The 20486-nt window shown below is 68.5% G+C and carries 19 protein-coding genes; 5 read left to right on the top strand and 14 right to left on the bottom strand.

Translation table 11 applies throughout. From position 1 onward, the window contains the following. Nucleotides 1-4: 4 nt before the first annotated feature. The 5 genes from tal to pgl are packed head-to-tail and all read left to right on the top strand — an operon-like array spanning nucleotide 5 to nucleotide 6017. Nucleotides 5-1129, top strand: coding sequence for a transaldolase (tal, locus tag AC5RVZ_RS21910; protein ID WP_494067766.1), 1125 nt, complete (start codon nucleotides 5-7; stop codon nucleotides 1127-1129). After that, nucleotides 1126-2739 (top strand): phosphoglucose isomerase-related protein, encoded by a 1614-nt coding sequence (locus AC5RVZ_RS21905; RefSeq protein WP_494067765.1) that lies wholly within the window; start codon nucleotides 1126-1128, stop codon nucleotides 2737-2739. The genes tal and AC5RVZ_RS21905 overlap by 4 nt, the downstream gene beginning before the upstream one ends. Next, a complete protein-coding gene (gene zwf, locus AC5RVZ_RS21900; RefSeq protein ID WP_494067764.1) occupies nucleotides 2739-4298 on the top strand; it encodes a glucose-6-phosphate dehydrogenase in 1560 nt (519 codons plus the stop codon). Before AC5RVZ_RS21905 ends, zwf begins: the two co-directional genes overlap by 1 nt. Nucleotides 4299-4351: 53 nt before the next feature. After that, nucleotides 4352-5236 carry a glucose-6-phosphate dehydrogenase assembly protein OpcA gene (locus AC5RVZ_RS21895; protein ID WP_494014129.1) on the top strand — a complete coding sequence of 295 codons (885 nt, stop codon included), beginning with the start codon at nucleotides 4352-4354 and terminating at the stop codon, nucleotides 5234-5236. Next, nucleotides 5226-6017, top strand: coding sequence for a 6-phosphogluconolactonase (gene pgl, locus AC5RVZ_RS21890; RefSeq protein WP_494067763.1), 792 nt, complete (start codon nucleotides 5226-5228; stop codon nucleotides 6015-6017). Before AC5RVZ_RS21895 ends, pgl begins: the two co-directional genes overlap by 11 nt. A gap of 40 nt (nucleotides 6018-6057) precedes the next feature. Here pgl and AC5RVZ_RS21885 read toward each other — a convergent pair whose 3' ends face one another. The 14 genes from AC5RVZ_RS21885 to AC5RVZ_RS21820 all read right to left on the bottom strand — a co-directional run bounded on the left by AC5RVZ_RS21885 (nucleotide 6058) and on the right by AC5RVZ_RS21820 (nucleotide 20425). Then, nucleotides 6058-6444, bottom strand: a complete 387-nt coding sequence (locus tag AC5RVZ_RS21885; RefSeq protein ID WP_494067762.1) for an RNA polymerase-binding protein RbpA — start codon at nucleotides 6442-6444, stop codon at nucleotides 6058-6060. 152 nt (nucleotides 6445-6596) lie between these two features. Further along, nucleotides 6597-6848 (bottom strand): preprotein translocase subunit SecG, encoded by a 252-nt coding sequence (gene secG, locus AC5RVZ_RS21880; protein ID WP_493938941.1) that lies wholly within the window; start codon nucleotides 6846-6848, stop codon nucleotides 6597-6599. Between the two features lie 46 nt (nucleotides 6849-6894). Further along, the gene (tpiA, locus tag AC5RVZ_RS21875) at nucleotides 6895-7710 is read right to left on the bottom strand and encodes a triose-phosphate isomerase (protein WP_494067761.1); all 816 of its coding nucleotides are present in this window, start codon (nucleotides 7708-7710) and stop codon (nucleotides 6895-6897) included. A gap of 158 nt (nucleotides 7711-7868) precedes the next feature. Next, nucleotides 7869-9107: a phosphoglycerate kinase gene (locus AC5RVZ_RS21870; protein WP_494067760.1), complete on the bottom strand. Its 1239-nt coding sequence runs from the start codon at nucleotides 9105-9107 to the stop codon at nucleotides 7869-7871. A gap of 35 nt (nucleotides 9108-9142) precedes the next feature. After that, entirely contained in the window at nucleotides 9143-10153 is a 1011-nt protein-coding gene (gap, locus tag AC5RVZ_RS21865; protein WP_494067759.1) for a type I glyceraldehyde-3-phosphate dehydrogenase, read from the bottom strand. Between the two features lie 82 nt (nucleotides 10154-10235). Beyond that, nucleotides 10236-10430 carry a hypothetical protein gene (locus tag AC5RVZ_RS21860; protein WP_494067758.1) on the bottom strand — a complete coding sequence of 65 codons (195 nt, stop codon included), beginning with the start codon at nucleotides 10428-10430 and terminating at the stop codon, nucleotides 10236-10238. Between the two features lie 50 nt (nucleotides 10431-10480). After that, nucleotides 10481-11461, bottom strand: coding sequence for a DNA-binding protein WhiA (whiA, locus tag AC5RVZ_RS21855; protein WP_493978536.1), 981 nt, complete (start codon nucleotides 11459-11461; stop codon nucleotides 10481-10483). 15 nt (nucleotides 11462-11476) lie between these two features. After that, the gene (locus AC5RVZ_RS21850; RefSeq protein WP_494067757.1) at nucleotides 11477-12517 is read right to left on the bottom strand and encodes a gluconeogenesis factor YvcK family protein; all 1041 of its coding nucleotides are present in this window, start codon (nucleotides 12515-12517) and stop codon (nucleotides 11477-11479) included. Beyond that, nucleotides 12517-13431, bottom strand: a complete 915-nt coding sequence (gene rapZ, locus AC5RVZ_RS21845; RefSeq protein ID WP_493978538.1) for an RNase adapter RapZ — start codon at nucleotides 13429-13431, stop codon at nucleotides 12517-12519. Before rapZ ends, AC5RVZ_RS21850 begins: the two co-directional genes overlap by 1 nt. A 36-nt stretch (nucleotides 13432-13467) precedes the next feature. Continuing rightward, nucleotides 13468-15477 carry an excinuclease ABC subunit UvrC gene (gene uvrC, locus AC5RVZ_RS21840; RefSeq protein WP_494067756.1) on the bottom strand — a complete coding sequence of 670 codons (2010 nt, stop codon included), beginning with the start codon at nucleotides 15475-15477 and terminating at the stop codon, nucleotides 13468-13470. Between the two features lie 48 nt (nucleotides 15478-15525). Next, on the bottom strand, nucleotides 15526-16191 hold the full coding sequence (locus tag AC5RVZ_RS21835) for a lysophospholipid acyltransferase family protein (protein WP_494067755.1): 666 nt from the start codon (nucleotides 16189-16191) through the stop codon (nucleotides 15526-15528). Next, on the bottom strand, nucleotides 16188-16904 hold the full coding sequence (locus AC5RVZ_RS21830) for an HAD hydrolase-like protein (RefSeq protein WP_494067754.1): 717 nt from the start codon (nucleotides 16902-16904) through the stop codon (nucleotides 16188-16190). Before AC5RVZ_RS21830 ends, AC5RVZ_RS21835 begins: the two co-directional genes overlap by 4 nt. A gap of 77 nt (nucleotides 16905-16981) precedes the next feature. After that, entirely contained in the window at nucleotides 16982-19828 is a 2847-nt protein-coding gene (gene uvrA / locus AC5RVZ_RS21825; RefSeq protein ID WP_494067926.1) for an excinuclease ABC subunit UvrA, read from the bottom strand. A gap of 213 nt (nucleotides 19829-20041) precedes the next feature. Beyond that, nucleotides 20042-20425 carry a GntR family transcriptional regulator gene (locus AC5RVZ_RS21820; protein ID WP_493978542.1) on the bottom strand — a complete coding sequence of 128 codons (384 nt, stop codon included), beginning with the start codon at nucleotides 20423-20425 and terminating at the stop codon, nucleotides 20042-20044. Nucleotides 20426-20486 lie beyond the last annotated feature (61 nt).

The raw sequence follows: 20486 nt of genomic DNA, 5'->3' as shown, positions 1-20486 counted from the left end.
CGCAATGTCCAACCCGAATACCCAGGCACTCTCCGATGCGGGCGTTTCCATCTGGCTCGACGACCTTTCGCGGGAGCGGATCAACTCCGGGACCCTGAAGGCCCTGATCGACGAACGGAACGTGGTGGGCGTCACCACCAACCCCTCCATCTTCGCCGCCGCCCTGCAGGACGGCCGCAGCTACGAAGCGCAGGTCCAGCAACTGGCCGCCGACGGCGCGGACGTGGATACGGCTGTCTTCGCCATCACCACGTCCGACGTGGCCGAGGCCTGCGACCTGTTCTCCCCGCTCGCCGCCGATACGGAGGGCGTGGACGGCCGCGTGTCGATCGAGGTGGATCCGCGGCTGGCCCGTGACGCGCACGGCACGGCCGCCGAGGCGCAGCATCTGCACAAGGCCGTGGGCCGCACCAATGCCTTCATCAAGATCCCAGCCACCAGCGAAGGCCTGGAGGCCATCACCGAGACCCTCGCGCTCGGCATCAGCGTCAACGTGACGCTGATCTTCTCGCTGCAGCGCTACCGCGAAGTGATCAACGCCTTCATGCTGGGCCTGGAGCAGGCCAAGGAAAACGGCAAGGACCTGTCGACCATCCACTCGGTGGCTTCGTTCTTCGTCTCCCGCGTCGATACCGAGATCGACAAGCGCCTGGACGCCGCCGGGTCCGCGGAGGCCGCCGCGTTGAAGGGCAAGGCCGGCGTCGCCAACGCCCGCCTGGCGTACCAGATCTACGAGGAGCAGTTCGCGACCGAACGCTGGCAGGTGCTGGCCGCTGCCGGCGGCCGGCCTCAGCGGCCGCTGTGGGCCTCCACCGGCGTGAAGAACCCGGACTACCCGGACACCCTCTACGTCACCGAACTGGTGGCCCCGAACGTGGTCAACACCATGCCGGAGCCGACGCTGGAAGCCGTCGCCGACCACGGGAAGGTCGAGAGAGACCGGGTCACCGGCACCTACGCGGAAGCGAACAAGGTGCTCGACGACATCGCGCAGGCCGGCATCTCCTACAACGAGGTGGTGGAACTGCTCGAGGAGGAGGGCCTGGAGAAGTTCGTGGCCAGCTGGCAGCAGTTGCGGGAGACCGTCCAGAACGCCCTTGACTCGGTGCACGGAGCCGGGCAGTCATGAGTTCGCTGGCTTTCGAGGCGTCGGGAGCCGCACTGGCCGCCGTCAGCCGCCATGTCGACACGCTGGTGGAGGACCGCGTCGCGTCCCGCATCGCGACCCAGGACAACACCCTGTGGGGCCCGGAGGCGGAAGCCGAGGCGGCCGTCCGCCTCGGCTGGGTCGATGCGGCGGCGCTGTCCCGGCCGCTGGTTCCGGAAATCCTGGAGCTGCGCAGGGAGCTTGCGGCCGAGGGCGTGACGCGCTTTGTGCTGGCCGGGATGGGCGGCTCCTCGCTGGCACCGGAAGTGATCGCCAATACCGCCGGCGTGGAGCTCACCGTGCTCGACAGCACGGATCCCCAGCAGGTGGGTGCCGCGCTGGCCGAACGGCTGGCCGACACCGCCATCATCGTGTCCTCCAAGTCCGGTTCCACGCTGGAAACCGATTCCCAGCGCCGCGTCTTCGAGCAGGCGTTCGCCGACGCCGGGTTGGACGCCGCCTCGCGCATCATCGTGGTCACCGATCCCGGCTCCCCGCTGGATGAGGCGGCGCGGGAAGCCGGGTACCGTGCGGTGTTCAACGCCGACCCCAACGTCGGCGGACGGTACTCCGCGCTGACCGCGTTCGGGCTGGTCCCTGCCGGACTGGCCGGCGTGGACATCGAGAGGCTGCTCGACGACGCCGAAGAGGCCGCCGAGGTGCTCTCCGAGGATTCCGCCGACAACATGGCCCTGGCCCTGGGCGCGGCGCTGGCCGGCACCGAGCCGCTGCGCAACAAGATAGCCATCGCCGACGACGGTTCCGGGATCGTCGGCTTCGCCGACTGGGCCGAGCAGTTGGTGGCCGAGTCCACCGGCAAGCTGGGAACCGGACTGCTGCCGGTGGTGGTCAACGCCGGCGATCCGGAGACCGTCTCCGGAGCCAAGGATGTGCTCGTGGTCCGGCTGGTCTCCCCCGATCACGAGGTGACGGTCGGAGCCGACGAGGTTGCCGTGGGCGGGAGCCTGGGCAGCCAACTGCTGCTGTGGGAATACGCCACGGCCGTAGCCGGCCGCCTGCTGGGCATCAACCCCTTCGACCAGCCGGACGTCGAGGCGGCGAAGGTTGCAGCACGCGGGCTGCTGGACGAACGCCCGGCCGCGGCGCTGCCCGACTTCACCGACGGAGCCGTCCAGGTGCGCGGCAGCGGCCTGGCCATGGGTGCGTCGCTGGACGACGCGCTGCGCGGCCTGCTGGGCCAACTGGGGCCGGACGGCTACGTGAGCGTGCAGGCCTACCTTGACCGCTTCGGCCAGGCCGAGTTGGAACGCGTCCGGCCCCTGCTGGCCGAGGCGACCGGACGGCCCGTAACGTTCGGCTGGGGCCCGCGGTTCCTGCACTCCACCGGGCAGTTCCACAAGGGCGGGCCGGGCATTGGCGTCTACCTGCAGCTGACCGGCGAGGCCGCGACGGACATCCCCATCCCGGGACGCGAGTTCAGCTTCGGCGAACTGATCGATGCCCAGGCCGCCGGCGATGCCAACGTGCTGCGGGAGGGCGGCCGCCCCGTCCTGCGCCTGCATCTGGCCGACCGGGCCGCCGGCGTGCGCCAGGTGATGGACGCGGTGTCCCGACTGGCTGGAAAGCAGTAATGGCCCCTTCCGAACGACGGCGGCGTCGGGCCAACCCGCTCCGGGATCCGCGTGACCGCCGGCTCGACCGCATTGCCGGCCCCTGTTCCCTGGTGCTGTTCGGGGTCACCGGAGACCTTGCCCGCAAGAAGCTCATGCCGGCGGTCTACGATCTGGCCAATCGCGGGCTGCTGCCGCCGAGCTTCGCGCTGGTCGGTTTTGCCCGCAGGCCATGGGACGACGACGAGTTCGCGGCCCAGGTGAAGGAATCCGTGCAGCGGCATGCCCGCACCCCGTTCCGCGAGGACATCTGGACCCACCTGGCGGCGGGCATCCGGTTCGTCCAGGGCGCCTTCGACGACGAGGAGGCCTTTGAGCAGCTCCGCGGCACCCTGGAAGAGCTGGACGAGCAGCGCGGGACGCAGGGCAACCACGCGTTCTACCTCTCGATTCCGCCGAAGGCCTTCGAGCAGGTGTGCAAGATGCTCTCCTCGCACGGCCTGGCCCAGGCACCCGAGGAAGCTGACGGCACGCCCTGGCGGCGGGTTGTCATCGAGAAGCCCTTCGGGCATAACCTTCAGTCCGCACGCGAACTGAACAACATCGTCGAATCGGTCTTCCCGCCGGACGCGGTGTTCAGGATCGACCACTATCTGGGCAAGGAGACGGTCCAGAACATCCTGGCCCTGCGCTTCGCCAACCAGCTGTTTGAGCCGCTCTGGAACGCGAACTACGTGGACCACGTGCAGATCACCATGGCGGAAGACATCGGGATCGGCGGCCGCGCAGGCTATTACGACGGCGTCGGGGCGGCGCGCGACGTCATCCAGAACCACCTGCTCCAGTTGCTCGCCCTGACCGCCATGGAGGAGCCCATTTCCTTCAACGCGGAGGACCTGCGGACGGAGAAGGAAAAGGTGCTGGCCGCCGTCAAGCTCCCCGAGGACCTGTCGGCCCATTCGGCCCGCGGCCAGTACACCGGCGGGTGGCAGGGCGGTGAGAGAGTGGCCGGCTACCTGGAGGAAGAAGGCTTCAACCCGGACTCGGTCACCGAGACCTACGCGGCGCTGCGGCTGGACATCCACACCCGGCGCTGGGCCGGCGTGCCGTTCTACCTGCGTGCCGGCAAGCGGCTGGGCCGCCGGGTCACGGAGATTGCGGTGGTGTTCAAACGCGCGCCGAACCTGCTGTTCCCCAACCACCACGAGGACGACTTCGGCCAGAACGCGGTGGTGATCCGTGTCCAGCCGGACGAAGGAGTCACCATGCGCTTCGGGTCCAAGGTGCCCGGCACGCAAATGGAGGTCCGGGACGTCACCATGGACTTCGGCTACGGGCACGCGTTCACCGAGTCCAGTCCGGAGGCCTACGAACGGCTGATCCTGGACGTACTGCTCGGCGAGCCGCCGCTGTTCCCCCGCCACCAGGAAGTCGAGCTGTCCTGGAAGATCCTGGACCCGTTCGAGGAGTACTGGGCCAACAGCCGCACCCGGCCGGAGCCCTACTCCCCCGGCAGCTGGGGACCGGCGTCGGCCGATGAGCTGCTGGCCCGCGACGGACGCACTTGGAGAAGGCCGTGATTAAAGAGCTCAAGGACACCACCACGTCGAAGGTCTCGAAGGAAATCGTGGCCATGCGGGAGCAAGGCGGCGTTGTGGCCCTGGGGCGGGTGCTGACCCTGGTGGTCGTGACCTCGCTCGGTTACGAAGAAGAGGCCATCTTCGCCGCCAACGCCGCGAGCCGGGAACATCCCTGCCGGATCATCGCCCTGGTGGATGCCGGGTCGGAGGCGGAGACCAAGCTGGATGCCCAGATCCGGGTCGGCGGCGATGCCGGAGCGGCCGAAGTGGTGGTGCTGTACGGCTACGGCCAGCTGGCAGCCGAGAGCGAGTCCCTTGTGGCCGCGCTGCTGCTGCCCGACGCCCCGATCGTGGCCTGGTGGCCGCACGGCATGCCGAAGGATGCTTCGCGCACGTCCATCGGCCGGATTGCGCACCGCCGCATCACGGATTCAGACAAGGAGCCGGACCCGCAGCAGGCGCTGTTCAGCCTGCGCGAGACCCATACCGCCGGCGACACGGACCTGGCCTGGACGCGGCTGACCAGTTGGCGCGTCCAGCTGGCCGCCGTCTTTGACCAGCTGGAACCTGCCCCGGTCACCTCGGTTGCCGTGGAGGGCGCCTCGGACTCCCCCAGCACCGTCCTCTTGGCGGCGTGGCTGACGCTGGCCCTGAACGCGCCGGTGACCATCGTGGAGGACACGGCGGGGACCGGCATCAGGGGCGTGCGCATTTCACGGACGACCGGCGACATCCAGATCCTGCGTCCCGGCCCGTCCGTGGCCGAACTGATCATGCCCGGCCTGCCGGTGCAGCGTATTACGCTGCCGCGCCGCCCGCTGGAGGAATGCCTGGCCGAGGAACTGCGCCGGCTGGACCCGGACGAAGTGTTCGGCGAGGTGCTGATTCACGGATTGCCCCGAACCAATTTGAGGAGCGTGCGCCGCAGTGACCGCTGAACCACACGTCATAGTCCACTCCGACACCGCCGCCGTCGCCGGCTCGGTGGCCCGGAGGCTGGTGGAGCGCCTGGCGGCGGCCCAGGCCGGCCGCGGCGATGCCACCGTGGTGCTCACCGGCGGCAGCCTGGGCATCAACACCTTGAAGGCGGTGGCCGCCGTCGACGCGCCCGCCGGCTTCGATTGGTCCAAGGTGAACATCTGGTGGGGCGACGAGCGGTTCGTCCCCAAGGACAGCCCGGACCGCAACGAACGGCAGGCACGCGAAGCGCTGCTGGACGCGCTCCCGCTGGACCCGGCCCGGGTGCACCCCTTCGGTGCCGCCGGCGAACACGCCGACCCGAACGCGGCGGCCGTAACCTATTCCGCGGCGCTGCGGCAGGCCGCGTCCGACGAGGGCACCAGCGGCCCGGTGCCGAGATTCGACGTGCTGTTGCTGGGCGTGGGGCCGGATGCGCACATCGCATCGCTGTTCCCCGAGATGGGCGGCATCCGCGAGGAAGAGCGGTCCGTGATCGGCGAGACGGATGCGCCGAAACCACCTCCGGAGCGCGTGTCCCTGACCCTCCCGGCGATCAACTCCGCGGACGAGGTCTGGCTGGTGGTAGGCGGCCAGGACAAGGCCGGCGCCGTGGGACTCGCCTTGGCCGGCGCCAACCCGGTGCAGGTTCCCGCCGCCGGTGCCCGCGGGCGCAAGCGCACCGTGTGGCTGCTGGACCGGGACGCCGCGTCCAAGCTGCCCGACGCGCTGCTGTCCGCGGCCGAAAGAGGCGACGGCTAAGAGCGGCCGGCGCCCGGCCGGGGCACGGCGGGGTCGACCGCTAGCGCGCGTCCCGACGTCGGCGCCGCAACTTCTCAAGCGCCTGCTCCACCACGGCCTCCGCCTCGTCCGGGCTGCGCCGTTCCTTCGCGTACTCCAGGTGGCTCTTGTAGGGCTCGTCGCTGCTGCGGGCCTCGGCGATGTACGTGCCCGGTTCCCTGGCCGCCGTCTGGCCGCAGTGCGGGCAGTCCCACGACGGCGGAATGTCGGCTTCGCTCAGATTGGCGAACACCGGCGTGGTCTCGTGTCCCCTCGGACACCAATACGTGACGGGAACCTTGGTCACCGGAACTACCGTCCGCCCGGTCACGGCCTGCCAGCCTGCAAGCCCGGCACCCGACTCGGAACCCACCCGGACCGCGCGGAAAGAATTCGACGGATCAACCATGTTTGCTCCCCCGCTGAGAAGAATCGATGCCCCCTGCATCGGGCACCAGTCTACGGGTCGAACAGCGAAGGGTTAAGGGGTCGGGCGAAGTCGTCGGCCCGTCGAACCCAGAGAGCGGAGCCCCCGGCGGTGCCGGGCCCCGAAAGCCTCGGTCAGGATTCCGCGCTGAAACGCATCATGAGGCCCAGGGCTACGATGACCGCGCCCCAGACGAGCCCCAGGACGACCGTGAACCGGTTGAGGTTGCGCTCCGCCACGCCGGACGATCCCAGGCTGGTGGTCATGCCGCCGCCGAACATGTCGGACATGCCGCCGCCGCGCCCCTTGTGGAGCAGGATGAGCAGGGTCAGCAGCAGGCTCGTGATGCCGAGCAGGATTTGCAGCGTGATCTTCAGAGCTTCCACAGTGGCCTTTCGTCAGCTGTCGGGATATCCCAGTGGCGGGCAGACATCACTTTGTCAGCAGGTGTTGTTCGAACCTGACAATATTAGCAAATTCGCCTGCGTCCAGGCTGGCGCCGCCGACCAACACGCCGTCCACGTCGCGCTCGTTCAGGATCGCGGCCGCGTTCGCCGCCTTCACGGAGCCGCCGTAGAGCAACCGCACCCCGGCCGCCACGCTGTCGTCGAAGAGGACGGCCATCTCCGCACGGATGGCGGCGCACATCTCCTGGGCGTCCTCGGGGCCGGCCACTTCCCCGGTGCCGATCGCCCACACCGGCTCGTAGGCGATGACCAGCCGGGCGGCCTGACCGGCGTCCAGGCCTGCCACATCGGCCCGCAACTGATTGAGCGTGTGCTCCACGTGGTTCCCGGCCTGGCGCACCGCGAGGCCTTCGCCGACGCACAGCACCGGGGTCAGCTTGTGCCGGTAGGCCGCCTTCAGCTTCCCGTTCAGCAACGTGTCGTCCTCGCCGTGGATCTCGCGCCGCTCGGAATGCCCGACCAGCACGTACCGGCAGCCCAGCTTGGCCAGGAACTGTCCGGAGATGTCACCGGTGTAGGCGCCGGCATCGTGCGGCGAGAGGTCCTGGGCGCCGTAGACAAGCTTCAGGTCGTCGCCATTGACCAGCGTCTGCACGCCGCGCAGATCGGTGAACGGCGGGAACACGGCGACCTCGACCCGGGCATAGTCGTGCCGGGCATCGCTGAGCGTCCACGCCAGTTTCTGCAAGAGGGTGATGCCCTGGACATGGTCCATGTTCATCTTCCAGTTGCCGGCGATCAGCGGGGTGCGGTCGAACTTTCCGTTGGTCGAGCTGGTCACTGAGGTCTCCATCTGTCGGGGGCGCCGCGGTGGACGCCGTGCTGAGCGGTGGGGCGGGGCCGTGCGGAGGCGCCGGGCGGCGCCATCGGGCGGCGCCGTGGGCCTGGGCGATGCCGGCAGCTCCTGCCGCCCGGGGGGCGGCGGGAGCTGCCGCTCGATCAGTTCTCCAGTGCCGCCAGGCCGGGCAGGGTCTTGCCCTCGAGATATTCGAGGCTGGCGCCGCCGCCGGTGGAAATGTGTCCGAAGGCGCCGTCGTCAAAGCCGAGGGCCCGGACGGCGGCGGCGGAATCGCCTCCGCCGACGACGGTGAAGCCGTCACTCCCGGTGAGGGCCTTGGCCACCGTGCGGGTGCCGTTGGCGAACGCGGCGAACTCGAACACGCCCATCGGCCCGTTCCAGAAGACGGTGTTCGCCGAGTGGATCTGGTGGGCGAAGGCCTCGGCCGACTCCGGGCCGATGTCCAGGCCGATGCCGGCGGAGCCGAACGATGCCGACTCGATGCTGTCCGCCCGAACCACTTCCCAGGCCGCATCGGCGGCGAACTTCTCGGCGACCACGATGTCGGTCGGCAGGATGAACGTGCAACCCAGTTCCTTGGCGCGTGCCAGATAGCCGCGCACGGTGTCCAGCTGGTCCTGCTCCAGCAGGCTGGAGCCGACCTTGTAGCCTTGGGCCGCCAGGAAGGTGAAGACCATGCCGCCGCCGACCAGCAGGTAGTCGGCCTTGCCCAGCAGGTTCTCGATCACGGCCAGCTTGTCCGAGACCTTGGAACCGCCCAGGACCACCACATACGGCCGCTGCGGCGCCTCGGTGAGCTTGTTCAGGACCTGGAGCTCCGTCCGCACGAGGTCTCCCTGGTAGGCCGGAAGCCGGCGGGCGATGTCGAAGACCGAAGCATGCTTGCGGTGGACGGCACCAAAGGCGTCGTCCACGTAGGCCCCGTCGTCGCCGGTCAGGGCGGCGAGTTCGGCGGCAAAGGCCTCCCGTTCGGCGTCGTCCTTGCTGGTTTCCCGGGGATCGAACCGCACGTTCTCCACCACCAGCACTTCCCCGTCCTGCAGGCCGCCGGCCGCCTCCCGGGCGGCCGGGCCCACCGTGTCTCCGGCGAACTTGACCGTGACCGGTGCCAGTTCCTTCAGCCGGGCGACGGCGGGGCGCAGCGAGAACTTCTCCTCGGGGGCGCCCTTGGGGCGGCCGAGATGGGCGGTCACGACCACCCGCGCCCCGGCCTGCGCGAGCTTGACGATGACCGGCAGGGACGCCCGGATCCGCCCGTCGTCGGAGACCGCCAGGTCCGGGAGTTCGCCCTCCAACGGGACATTCAGGTCCGAGCGGACCAACACGTGGCGTCCGCGGACCCCGGCGGCAAGCAGGGCATCAAGAGAATGTGCAGTCATTTCTTCCTTCGTGCGGAGGACGGGACGGGCGGGACCTAGGACAGCTTCGAGGCGATCAGGGCGGTCAGGTCCACCAGGCGGTTGGAGTAGCCCCACTCGTTGTCGTACCAGCCGACAACTTTCACCTGATTACCCATTACCTTAGTCAGTCCCGAGTCGAAGATCGAAGACGCCGGGTCTGTGACGATGTCGGAGGACACGATGGGGTCCTCCGTGTACGTGATGATCCCGGCCCAGTGCGGGTCGCCGGCGGCCTCCTTGAACGCCGCGTTGACCTCTTCCACATCGGTTTCGCGGGACACGGTGACGGTCAGGTCGGTCATCGAGCCGGTCGGCACCGGCACACGGACCGCGAAACCGTCCAACTTGCCCTGCAGTTCCGGCAGGACCTGCCCGATGGCCTTCGCCGCGCCGGTCGATGTCGGAACCAGGTTGATGGCCGCCGCCCGGGCGCGCCGCAAGTCCCGGTGCGGCCCGTCCTGCAGGTTCTGGTCGGCGGTGTAGGCGTGGATGGTGGTCATGAGTCCGTGCTCGATGCCGAACTTCTCGTGCAGCACCTTCGCCATGGGCGCGAGGCAGTTCGTGGTGCAGGAGGCGTTCGAAACCAGGTGGTGGGAACCGGCGTCGTACTCGCTGTCATTGACGCCCATCACGATGGTGATGTCCTCGTCCTTCGCCGGGGCCGAGATCAGGACTTTCTTCGCCCCGGCGTCGAGGTGCTTCCGGGCGCCGCCGCCCTTGTTGAACCTGCCGGTGGATTCGATCACGATGTCGACGCCGAGGTCGCTCCACGGCAGCGCGGCCGGTTCCTTCTCGGACAGCACGCTGACCTTCCGGCCGCCGACGATCAGGTTGCCGGCGTCCACCTCGACCGTTTCCGCCAGCACCCCCATCACGCTGTCGTATTTGAGCAGGTGGGCCAGGGTATGCGCATCGGTCAGGTCGTTGACCGCCACGACTTCCAGATCCGTATCTTTCGCCAGAACAGCGCGGAAGTAGCTGCGGCCGATCCGGCCGAATCCGTTGATTCCAACTCGAGTAGTCATGAGCCTCTACCTCGTGGATGGGGCCGTGACCGGAGGGGCTCCCCCGGTCCGTGCCATGTTGTTGGCCAGCTGGCCGGGGTGGTCAGCGCGGAAGCGCCGGTGCGGGCGGCGACGAAGCGAGCGGCGACGTCAGCCCGGTGGACGGTACCGGCGCGGTGTCCGCGCCGGCCCCGCAGGTGGCATGGTGCATGGAGTCGTTCAGTTCCATGATCCTCGTCGGGACGCGCGGTTCCAAGGCCGCGCAACCGTGGCCGGGGTGCAGTTCGTGCGTGCCCATGGTTCCCTCCGTCTTCCCCGGGCAGGGCCCAGCAGACTGCCGGGCCCTGCCTAGTCGTCCAGCATCTCCGGCGTCACGTTGGCTTCGGTCCCCGGGATGCGCAGCTCCAGCGCCCGCTTGTCCGCCATGGCCAGCAGGCGGCGGATCCGGCCGGCGATGGCGTCCTTGGTCATCGGCGGGTCCGCCAAGCGACCCAGTTCGTCCAGGGAGGCCTGCTTGTGCGCCACCCGGAGCTCACCGGCGTACCGCAGGTGCTCCGGCACCTCGTCGTCGAGGATCTCGAGGGCACGCTCCACGCGGGCGCCCGCCGCGACGGCGGCCTGGGCCGAGCGCCGCAGGTTGGCGTCGTCGAAATTGGCCAGACGGTTTGCGGTGGCCCGCACTTCCTTGCGCATCCGGCGTTCTTCCCACACCATCAGCGCATCATGGGCACCCATCCGGGTCAAGAGCGCGGCGATGCTGTCGCCGTCGCGGATGACAACCCGGTCCACGCCGCGGACCTCCCGGGCCTTGGCCGCGATCCCGAGCCGGCGGGCCGCGCCCACCAGCGCCAGCGCGGCTTCCGGGCCGGGGCAGGTGACCTCCAGGGCGGACGAGCGGCCGGGTTCGGTTAGCGAACCGTGCGCCAGGAAGGCGCCGCGCCAGACCGCCTCGGCATCGGCGGCCGAACCGTTGACGACCACGGACGGCAGGCCGCGGACCGGCCGGCCGCGGCCGTCCAGCAGGCCGGTCTGCCGGGCGAGGGACTCCCCGTCCCTGACCACGCGCACGACGTAGCGGTTCCCGCGGCGCAGCGCACCGCCGGAGACCACGATGATGTCGCCGCTATGGCCGTACACTTCCGAGATGGCGGTGCGCAGCCGCCGGGCGGTCGCAGCCAGATCAACTTCGGCCTCGATGACGATGCGGCCGGAAATGATATGGAGTCCGCCGGCGAAACGGAGCGTCGACGAGACCTCAGCCTTCCGGACCTGGGACTTCTTGATGTCAAGGCGAGCGAGCTCATCCTTGACTGCTGCGGTCAGCGCCATGCACCTTGTCCTTACTTAATCCTTGTGGCCTTCGAAAATGTCGTGGTAGGCACTCGCCAGTCTCAACGGATCGTGTACGGGGCGTCCGCCTGAACTTCCTACTCTACCGAAGACCACGCGTGCACCCAGCGCGGCCGCGGCATCCTCGAAACGCCCCTTGTCGTCAATCACGGCCGGATCGGCCAAGACCACGTCGAAACGCATCCCGGGGGCGCAGCGCCTCACCGCGGCAAGGTGGTCCGAGGCCGTCATCCCGGACGTTTCCTTGGTGTCCACGGACAGGTTCATGGTCAGGCAGCGGCGCGCCGGGGTGTCGCAGAGCGCCTCGCGCATCTCCCTCAGCATCAGGTGCGGCAACACTGAGGTGTACCAGGAGCCGGGCCCAAGGATCACCCAGTCGGCATATTCGACGGCGTTCAGCGCCTCGACGCAGGCCGGGGCGTCGTCGGGCAGCAGGCGCACGTCGTGGACGTGGCTGTTGCGCCCGGCCGCCGCCAGCCGGGACTGGCCGGAGATCAGCGCGGTGCGCAACCGCCCGTCCTCGCCCTCCACCAAGACGTCGCCCTCGATGGTCAACGGCACGGTGGCCATCGGCAGCACCTCACCGCGGGCCCCCAGCAGGGCGCCGGCCCACTTCAGCCCGGCAACGGGGTCACCGAGCAGCTCCCACAGGGTCACAATCAGCAGGTTTCCGAGGGCGTGGTTGTCCAGCGACGGCTCGGCGCCCGGGGACGACTTGAAGCGATGCTGCATCACGTCGCGCCAGGTCCGCCCCCAGTCGGTGTCATCGCACAGCGCTGCGAGGGCCATCCGCAGATCCCCGGGCGGGAGCACGCCGAACTCCTTGCGCAGGCGGCCGGAGGATCCGCCGTCGTCGGCCACCGTGACGATGGCGGTGAGTTCCGTGGTGAGCAGCCGCAGCGCGCCCAGCGAGGCAGAGAGCCCGTGCCCGCCGCCCAAAGCCACCACGGAGGGAGGCGCGCCGCTCTTCCCGGTCCGGCTGCGGGAGGTGCCCGGGGCGGGTACCAGCGGCATCGGTCCGGTCAGGATCGCCACTATTCGCGCCCCAAGTCCCGGTGCTGGACGGTGACTTTGACGCTCGGCAACTGGGCCAGCCGCTTCCCGATTTCCTCGGCGACCGCCACGGAGCGGTGCTTGCCGCCGGTACACCCGATGGCGATGGTGCCGTAGTGCTTGTTCTCGCGGCGGTAGCCCTCCAGCACCGGCTCCAGCGCGTCCACATAACGGTTGACGAACTCATCGGCACCGGAGTCCACCAGCACGTAGTCGCGGACCTTCTCGTCCAGCCCGGTGTGCGGGCGCAGCGCGGGGACCCAGTGCGGGTTGGGAATGAAGCGGGCGTCGGCGACGAAGTTGGCGTCCACCGGCAGCCCGTACTTGAAACCGAAGCTGACCACGTTGATGCGCAGCACGATCGGACCGGATTCGGTGAAGAGTTCCGTGATGGCGGTGGCCAGGGCGTGGACGTTCATCTCGGTGGTATCCACCACCAGATCGGCCGAGTCCTTGAGGCTGCTCAACAGTTCCCGTTCGGCGGTGATGCCGTCGGATATGCGGCCGTCACCCTGCAGCGGGTGCGGCCGGCGGCCCTGTTCGAAGCGGCGGACCAGGACGTCGCCGGAGGCGTCCAGGAACAGCACCCGGTAGTGGATACCGCTGGCCGCCAGGGCATGCAGCGCCTCACGGATGTCGCGGAAAAGGCTCTGGCTGCGCACGTCCACGACCACGGCAAGCTTGGGCAGCGACTGCGGCATCCGTGAAACCAGTTCGGCCAGCGTGCCCAGCATCTGCGGCGGCAGGTTGTCCACCACGTACCAGCCGTGGTCTTCGAGGGCATGCGCCGCCGTGGTCCGGCCGGCCCCGGACATGCCGGTGACCACCAGGAGCTCGGATTCCACCGGCTTTTCCGGCGTCAAGTCCTCGTCCACCGTCATCGTCATTCCATCCATCCCGACCCCCACTCCTCGATTCCAGCTCTAGCCTAACTAAGATTCGATGATTTCGCCGGTCGCCATATTCACCGCCGGCGCGGGCTCCTCCGGGGCACCGGCCGCCAGCTGGCGCTTCAAGGAAGCCGCCAGCGCCGGGCCGATGCCCGGCACCTGCTGCAGCTCTTCGGCGCTGGCCGCCTTGAGTTTCTTCGCCGAGCCGAAATGTTTCAGCAGTGCCTTGCGTTTCGCCGGCCCGAGACCCTGGATGCCGTCCAGCACCGAGACAGTCATCGCCTTGCCGCGCTTCTGCCGGTGGTAGGCAATCGCGAAGCGGTGGGCCTCGTCGCGGATCCGCTGCAGCAGGAACAGGCCCTCGGACGAGCGCGGCAGGATCACGGGGAAATCGTCGTCGGGCAGCCATACTTCCTCCAGCCGCTTGGCCAGGCCGACCACGAACACGTCGGTAATGCCCAGGTCCGACAGCGCGCGGGAAGCGGCGGCCACCTGGGGCGGCCCGCCGTCCACCACCACCAGGTTGGGCGGGTAGGCGAACTTGGTCTTGGGCGCCGGCGTCAGGGTCTCTTCAAGCACGACGGCGGTGTCCGCGCCGTCCCCGGCAGGCGCTTCGCCTGCATCGGCTGCCGCCGAGACGCCCTGGTGACCCTGTTCCGCGAGGTAGTTCCGGAAGCGCCGGCTGATCACGTCATACATCGCCGAGGTATCGTCCCTTGCGGCCTCGCCGGTGATCGCGAAGCGGCGGTAGTCGGACTTCTTGGGCAGCCCGTCTTCCACCACCACCATGGAGGCCACCACGTTGGTGCCCTGCACGTGGGAGATGTCGTAGCACTCGATCCGCAGCAGCGCCACGGGCAGCTCCAGGGCCTCCTGCAGCTGCTGGAGGCCGGCCGAGCGCGTGGTGATGTCGCCGGCGCGCCGGCTCTTGTGCAGGGCCAGGGCCTGCTCGGCGTTCTCCCTCACGGTGGCCAGCAGGGCGGCCTTGTCACCGCGTTTGGGCACGTGGATCTGCACCCTGCTGCCGCGGAGTCCGCTGAGCCAGGCCTGCAGTTCGGCGGCATTCTCCGGTTCCTGCGGCAGCATGACCTGGCGCGGGATCCGGTCCGGTCCGTCGGCGTCCCCGTACACCTGCTGCAACAGGTGTTCGGCCAGGTCGGCGTCGCTCTGGTCCTCGACCTTTTCCACCACCCAGCCGCGCTGGCCGCGGATCCTGCCGCCGCGGACGTGGAACACCTGGACGGCCGCCTCCAGTTCGTCCTGGGCCAGGGCGAACACGTCGGCGTCGGTGTCTTCACTGAGCACCACGGCGTTGCGTTCGAAGACGCGGCGCAGCGCGGCGATGTCGTCCCGGTGACGCGCCGCCGTCTCGTAGTCGAGTTCGGCCACCGCCGCGGCCATCTTCTTTTCGAGGGCGCGGATAAACCGGTCGGCTTCCCCGCCCATGAACGCGCAAAACTCGGCGGCCAGGGCCTTGTGGTCCTCGGGCGAGATCCGCCCCACGCAGGGCGCCGAGCACTTGTCGATGTAGCCCAGCAGGCACGGCCGGCCGGTGCGCTGGGCGCGGTTGAAGACGCCGGTGCTGCAGGTGCGGACCGGGAAAACCCGCAGCAGGGTGTCCACGGTCTCGCGGATCGCTTTGGCCGGGTAGTACGGACCGAAGTACTTGACGCCCTTGCGCCGCTCGCCGCGCATCACCTGCACGCGCGGGAACTTCTCCGCCATGGTCACGGCCAGGTAGGGATAGGACTTGTCGTCCCGGAACATGATGTTGAAGCGCGGTGTGAACTCTTTGATCCACGTGTACTCGAGCTGGATGGCCTCCAGTTCGCTGCCCACGATGGTCCACTCCACCGAAGCCGCCGTGTGCACCATCGCATGGGTCTTGGGCGGCAGGTTCTTGGGGCTGGCGAAGTAGCTGTTGAGCCGGGACCGCAGGTTCTTCGCCTTGCCGACGTAGATCACGCGCCGGTGCTCGTCCCGGAAACGGTAGACGCCGGGATTGGTCGGGATCTCCCCCGTCCGCGGACGGTAGGAAGCAGGATTAGCCATGGCCGGTCACTCCCTTCCTCGCCTGGGTTCTGGGTGCCGTCCGGCCGGTCAAGCCGACGGCGTCTTGTTGTAGCTGTTCGAGCGTTCCTGGCCGGTCAGGTCGGCGATCGCGTCCATGATCTGGTCGGTGGCCGACCGGCGCGCCGGCAGCGAGTGCTCCGGCCCGGTCCGCTTGAAGTACAGCGGCTTGCCGATCCGGACCGTGAAGTGGCTCGGCCGGATCATCATCCTCCCGGCGGGCTGCAGCTGTTCGGTGCCGATCAGCCCTACCGGCAGCACCGGCGCCCCGGTCGTGAGGGCCAGCCACCCCACGCCGGTGCGGCCCCGGTAGAGCTTGCCGTCACGGGACCGTGTTCCTTCAGGATAGATCCCGAAAGCCTCGTTGCGTTCCAGTACGTCCAGGGCGCTCTGCAGCGCGGCCACGCTGGCGGCCTGTTCGCCCCGCTCCACCGGTATCGAGCCGACGCTGTGGAAAAACCACCGCATCGCAGCGCCCTTGGGGCCGCGGGTGGTGAAGTATTCGGCTTTAGCGAAGAAGGCCACCTTGCGCGGCATCATCGCCTGGATGATGACGCTGTCGAGGAAGGACAGGTGATTCGGTGCCACAATCACCGGGCCGGCCGCGGGAAAGTTCGCGATGCCTTCAATCGTCGGCCGGCAGCTGAGCCGCAGCCCGGCCCGGAACGAGGCGCGCGTGGCTTCGAACGTCCTCATGCGGCCGGTCCCCGGCGGCCGGCCAGGGCGCCCTCGGCGGCGGTCAGCCGCCCAATAGCGGCCTCAAGTTCTTCGGCGGTATCCACGACGACGGCCGCGCCGGCGGCTTCCAGTTCCCCGGGGGCGGCGAAGCCCCAGCCGACCCCGACGGCGGGGATGCCGAGCCGGAGAGCTGCGGCGGCGTCATAGAGCCGGTCGCCCACCATGACCACCGGGCCGCACGAGTCGCTGAAAGCATCCAGCGCGGCCTGCAGAATCGGGACCTTGCCCAGCCCGGGTTCCGCCGCCGGGGCGGGATCGTCGCCCTCGGCTCCGTAAATCCCCGCGAAGTACTGCTCCAGGCCCTGCAGCCGCAGCAGCTCCCGCGCCAGCGCGGTCGGCTTCTGCGTGGCGACGGCGAGGACCGCGCCGGTGGAGAGGAGCCGCTCCAGCAGGCCGATGATGCCCGGGTACACCCGGCTTGCCGCCATCCCGGACCGGCGGTAGCCCGCCCTGTACAACGCGATCACCTCGCCGAGCCGGTGCTCCGGCACTCCGGCCCCGCGCAGGGACTCACCCAGCGGCGGCCCGACCAGGGATCCAAGTTCTTCCTGCGGCGGGACCGGCAGGCCGGCCGCCGCAAGGGCCCCGGCAATTCCGGTGGTGATGGCACCTGCGGGGTCAACCAGGGTTCCGTCGAGGTCGAAAAGTACCAGCGCAGGCAATTGAGTCACCCGGGCATTTTCCCACAGATCCGCGGATCCGCCGGAATCCATTCCTGCTGGGGAATACCTTATTCCGTCCGGCAGGCTCACTGGTGGCCGAGCGCCTCCGCCAGGAAGCGGCCGGTGTGGCTTCCCTCGACTGCCGCCACCTGCTCGGGAGTGCCGCTGGCGATGATCTGGCCGCCGCCGGAACCGCCCTCGGGCCCCATGTCCACAACCCAGTCGGCGTTCTTGATCACGTCGAGGTTGTGCTCGATGGTGATCACCGTGTTGCCCTTGTCCACCAGCCCCTGCAGCACCTGCAGCAGCTTGCGGATGTCCTCAAAGTGCAGGCCGGTGGTCGGCTCGTCCAGCACGTAGATGCTCCGCCCGTTCGAGCGGCGCTGCAGTTCGCTGGCGAGCTTGACGCGCTGGGCTTCCCCGCCCGACAGCGTGGTGGCGGGCTGTCCGAGCCGGACGTACCCCAGGCCGACGTCCACCAGGGTCCGCAAGTGGCGCGCGATCGGAGTGAACGCGGCAAAGAATTCCGCTGCTTCCTCGATCGGCATGTCCAGGACTTCGGCAATCGTCTTGCCCTTGTAGTGGACTTCCAGCGTCTCGCGGTTGTACCGTGCGCCGTGGCAGACCTCGCACGGAACGTAGACGTCCGGCAGGAAGTTCATCTCGATCTTCAGCGTGCCGTCGCCGGAGCAGGCCTCGCAGCGCCCGCCCTTGACGTTGAACGAGAACCGTCCGGGCAGGTAGCCCCGGAGCTTCGCCTCGTTGGTCTCGGCGAACAGCTTGCGGATGTTGTCGAAGACTCCGGTGTAGGTGGCCGGGTTGGACCGGGGCGTGCGGCCGATCGGGCTCTGGTCCACGTGGATGACCTTGTCCAGCTGGTCCACGCCTTCCACCCTGGTGTGCCGGCCGGCAACATGCTTGGCTCCGTTGAGCTTGTTCGCCAGCACCTTGTAGAGGATGTCGTTGACCAGGGTCGACTTCCCGGAGCCGCTGACGCCGGTGACCGCGGTGAAGATTCCCAGCGGGAACGAGGCATCGATGCCGCGGAGATTGTTTTCCCGGGCGCCCACCACCTTGATCTGGCGCTTCTTGTCCATCTTCCGGCGCTTGGCCGGCAGTTCGATCCGGCGCCGGCCGGACAAGTAATCACCGGTGATGGAACGCGTGTTGTCCAACAACTCCTGCAGCGAGCCGGAGTGAACCACTTCGCCGCCGTGCTCCCCGGCGCCCGGTCCGATGTCCACTATCCAGTCGGCCTCGGCGATGGTGTCCTCGTCGTGTTCCACCACAATCAGGGTGTTGCCGAGGTCGCGCAGCCGTGTGAGGGTCTCGATCAACCGGCGGTTGTCCCGCTGGTGCAGGCCGATGGAGGGCTCGTCCAGCACGTAGAGCACGCCAACCAGGCCGGAGCCGATCTGCGTTGCCAGCCGGATGCGCTGGGCCTCCCCGCCGGACAACGTGCCGGCGGCGCGCTCCAGGTTCAGGTATTCCAGGCCCACGTCCAAGAGGAACCGCAGCCGCGCCTGGATCTCGATGAGTACCTGGTGGGCGATTTGGGTTTCGCGGGCCGAGAGCTCCAGGCCGGCGAGGAACGAACTCGCCTCGCGCAGCGGCAGGGCAGACACATCCGCGATGGACTTGCCGTTGATCAGCACGGACAGGGACGCGGGATTCAGCCGCGCGCCGTTGCACTCCGGGCACGGGACCTCGCGCATGTACTCCTTGTAACGGTCCCTCGCCCACTCGGACTCAGTTTCCTCATGCTTTCGGTGGATGTACTGGAACGCGCCTTCGAACCCGGTGCTGTATTTCCGTTCCCGGCCGAAGCGGTTGCGGTACTGCACCACGACCTTGAAGTCCTTGCCGTGCAGCACGGCCTCCCGGACCTTCTTCGGCAGGTTCTTCCACGGCTCGTCCATGGAGAACCCCAGCTCGTGCGAGAGCCCTTCGAGCAACCGCGTCCAGTACTCCTGGGTGGCTTTGCCCAAGGACCACGGAGCAATGGCGCCCTCGGACAGGCTCCGGTCGGGATCCGGGACCACCAGGTCCACGTCGACTTCAAGCTTGCTGCCGATACCGGTACAGGCCGGACAGGCGCCGAACGGATTGTTGAACGAGAACGAGCGCGGCTCGATCTCGTCGATGGCGAGAGGGTGTTCGTTCGGGCAGGCCAGGTGCTCGGAGAAGGCACGCGTGCGGCCAGGCTCGTCCTCGGCAAGGTCGACGAAATCGGCCAGCACCCGGCCCTCCGCGAGGGCCAGGGCGGTTTCCACCGAGTCGGTCAGGCGCTGGTGGATGCCTTCTTTGGCCACCAGCCGGTCCACCACTACCTCAATGGTGTGCTTGTACTGCTTCCCCAGCTTCGGCGGTTCGCTTAGCTGCACCAGCTTGCCGTCCACCTTGGCGCGGGAAAAGCCCTTGGTGCTCAGTTCCTTGAACAGGTCGACGAACTCGCCCTTGCGCCCACGCACTACCGGGGCCAGGATCTGGAACCGGGTCCCTTCGGGAAGCTCTTGCAACTGGTCCACGATCTGCTGCGGGGTCTGCTTCTCCACCGGTTCACCGCACTGCGGGCAAAAGGGGCGCCCGACGCGGGCCCACAGCAGGCGCAGGTAATCGTAGATCTCGGTGATTGTTCCCACGGTGGAGCGCGGGTTGCGGCTGGTCGACTTCTGGTCGATCGACACCGCCGGCGACAGGCCCTCGATGAAGTCCACATCAGGCTTGTCCACCTGTCCCAGGAACATCCGCGCATAGGAAGAGAGCGATTCCACGTACCGGCGCTGGCCCTCGGCGAAGATCGTATCGAAGGCCAACGACGACTTGCCCGAGCCGGACAGTCCCGTGAAGACGATCATGGCGTCGCGGGGCAGGTCCACGCTGACGTTCTGCAGATTATGCTCGCGGGCGCCCTTGACGACCAGTCGGGACATGTCCGCGGAGCGGGAAACGGGGGTGGCAGACTCGGAATCGGTCGCCGAGACGGACGTTTCGCTTGCTTTTAGCACGGTATCTACTCTAATCGAAAATTCGTTCGAACTTGTATTACATCGGTCACGGCGGACAGCCCCTGCGGACAGTAGACGTCCGCAATTGCGGCCTCCGCTGGCCGCCGCCAGCCCGCCGCTTCGCCTACTGGATGCCGCCTACTTGATGCCGTGGCGCTCCAACGCGGCCTTGGCGGCGGCGAGTGCTTCCTTGCCGCCGATCCCTTGACCGTGAACCGCACGGGCGAACGCTTCGGCGGCATCGCCCAGTTGTTGGCGGGCCTTGCCGGCTCCGGCGCTGACCACGGTACCTGCCCGGCCGTGGGTTTCCACCCGCCCGGCAGTTTCAAGCTCCCGGTAGGCGCGTGCCACGGTGTTCGGGACCACACCCAGATGATCGGCCAACCGCCTGACGGGCGGGAGCTTCGTGCCTACCGGGAGTTCGCCGGCGTCGGCCGCTTCAATGATCCGCAGCCTCAGCTGCTCGAAGAGCGGCACGGCGCTGTCGCGGTTCATCCGCCAGTCAAACTCACTCGCTTCCATCGCCTGCGCCCGCTCCTCGTCGTGTCCGCAGCACCGCGCTGCCTGTCCGCTGCTACAACCA

It is taken from the genome of Arthrobacter sp. Cza30 (assembly GCF_059090765.1).
Note: the sequence above shows the minus strand (reverse complement) of the source record. Positions and strands in the feature narration are given on the sequence as shown.

What these genes read in the sequence shown, in the direction of transcription:
- AC5RVZ_RS21860 (WP_494067758.1), bottom strand. Translation starts at nt 10,430, where the DNA reads ATGGGCACGCACGAACTGCACCCCGGCCACGGTTGCGCGGCCTTGGAA.
- AC5RVZ_RS21870 (WP_494067760.1), bottom strand. Translation starts at nt 9,107, where the DNA reads ATGACTGCACATTCTCTTGATGCCCTGCTTGCCGCCGGGGTCCGCGGA.
- rapZ (WP_493978538.1), bottom strand. Translation starts at nt 13,431, where the DNA reads ATGGATGGAATGACGATGACGGTGGACGAGGACTTGACGCCGGAAAAG.
- zwf (WP_494067764.1), top strand. Translation starts at nt 2,739, where the DNA reads ATGGCCCCTTCCGAACGACGGCGGCGTCGGGCCAACCCGCTCCGGGAT.
- AC5RVZ_RS21905 (WP_494067765.1), top strand. Translation starts at nt 1,126, where the DNA reads ATGAGTTCGCTGGCTTTCGAGGCGTCGGGAGCCGCACTGGCCGCCGTC.
- tal (WP_494067766.1), top strand. Translation starts at nt 5, where the DNA reads ATGTCCAACCCGAATACCCAGGCACTCTCCGATGCGGGCGTTTCCATC.
- AC5RVZ_RS21835 (WP_494067755.1), bottom strand. Translation starts at nt 16,191, where the DNA reads ATGAGGACGTTCGAAGCCACGCGCGCCTCGTTCCGGGCCGGGCTGCGG.
- AC5RVZ_RS21895 (WP_494014129.1), top strand. Translation starts at nt 4,352, where the DNA reads ATGCGGGAGCAAGGCGGCGTTGTGGCCCTGGGGCGGGTGCTGACCCTG.
- AC5RVZ_RS21885 (WP_494067762.1), bottom strand. Translation starts at nt 6,444, where the DNA reads ATGGTTGATCCGTCGAATTCTTTCCGCGCGGTCCGGGTGGGTTCCGAG.
- gap (WP_494067759.1), bottom strand. Translation starts at nt 10,153, where the DNA reads ATGACTACTCGAGTTGGAATCAACGGATTCGGCCGGATCGGCCGCAGC.
- uvrC (WP_494067756.1), bottom strand. Translation starts at nt 15,477, where the DNA reads ATGGCTAATCCTGCTTCCTACCGTCCGCGGACGGGGGAGATCCCGACC.
- AC5RVZ_RS21820 (WP_493978542.1), bottom strand. Translation starts at nt 20,425, where the DNA reads ATGGAAGCGAGTGAGTTTGACTGGCGGATGAACCGCGACAGCGCCGTG.
- whiA (WP_493978536.1), bottom strand. Translation starts at nt 11,461, where the DNA reads ATGGCGCTGACCGCAGCAGTCAAGGATGAGCTCGCTCGCCTTGACATC.
- uvrA (WP_494067926.1), bottom strand. Translation starts at nt 19,828, where the DNA reads ATGTCCCGACTGGTCGTCAAGGGCGCCCGCGAGCATAATCTGCAGAAC.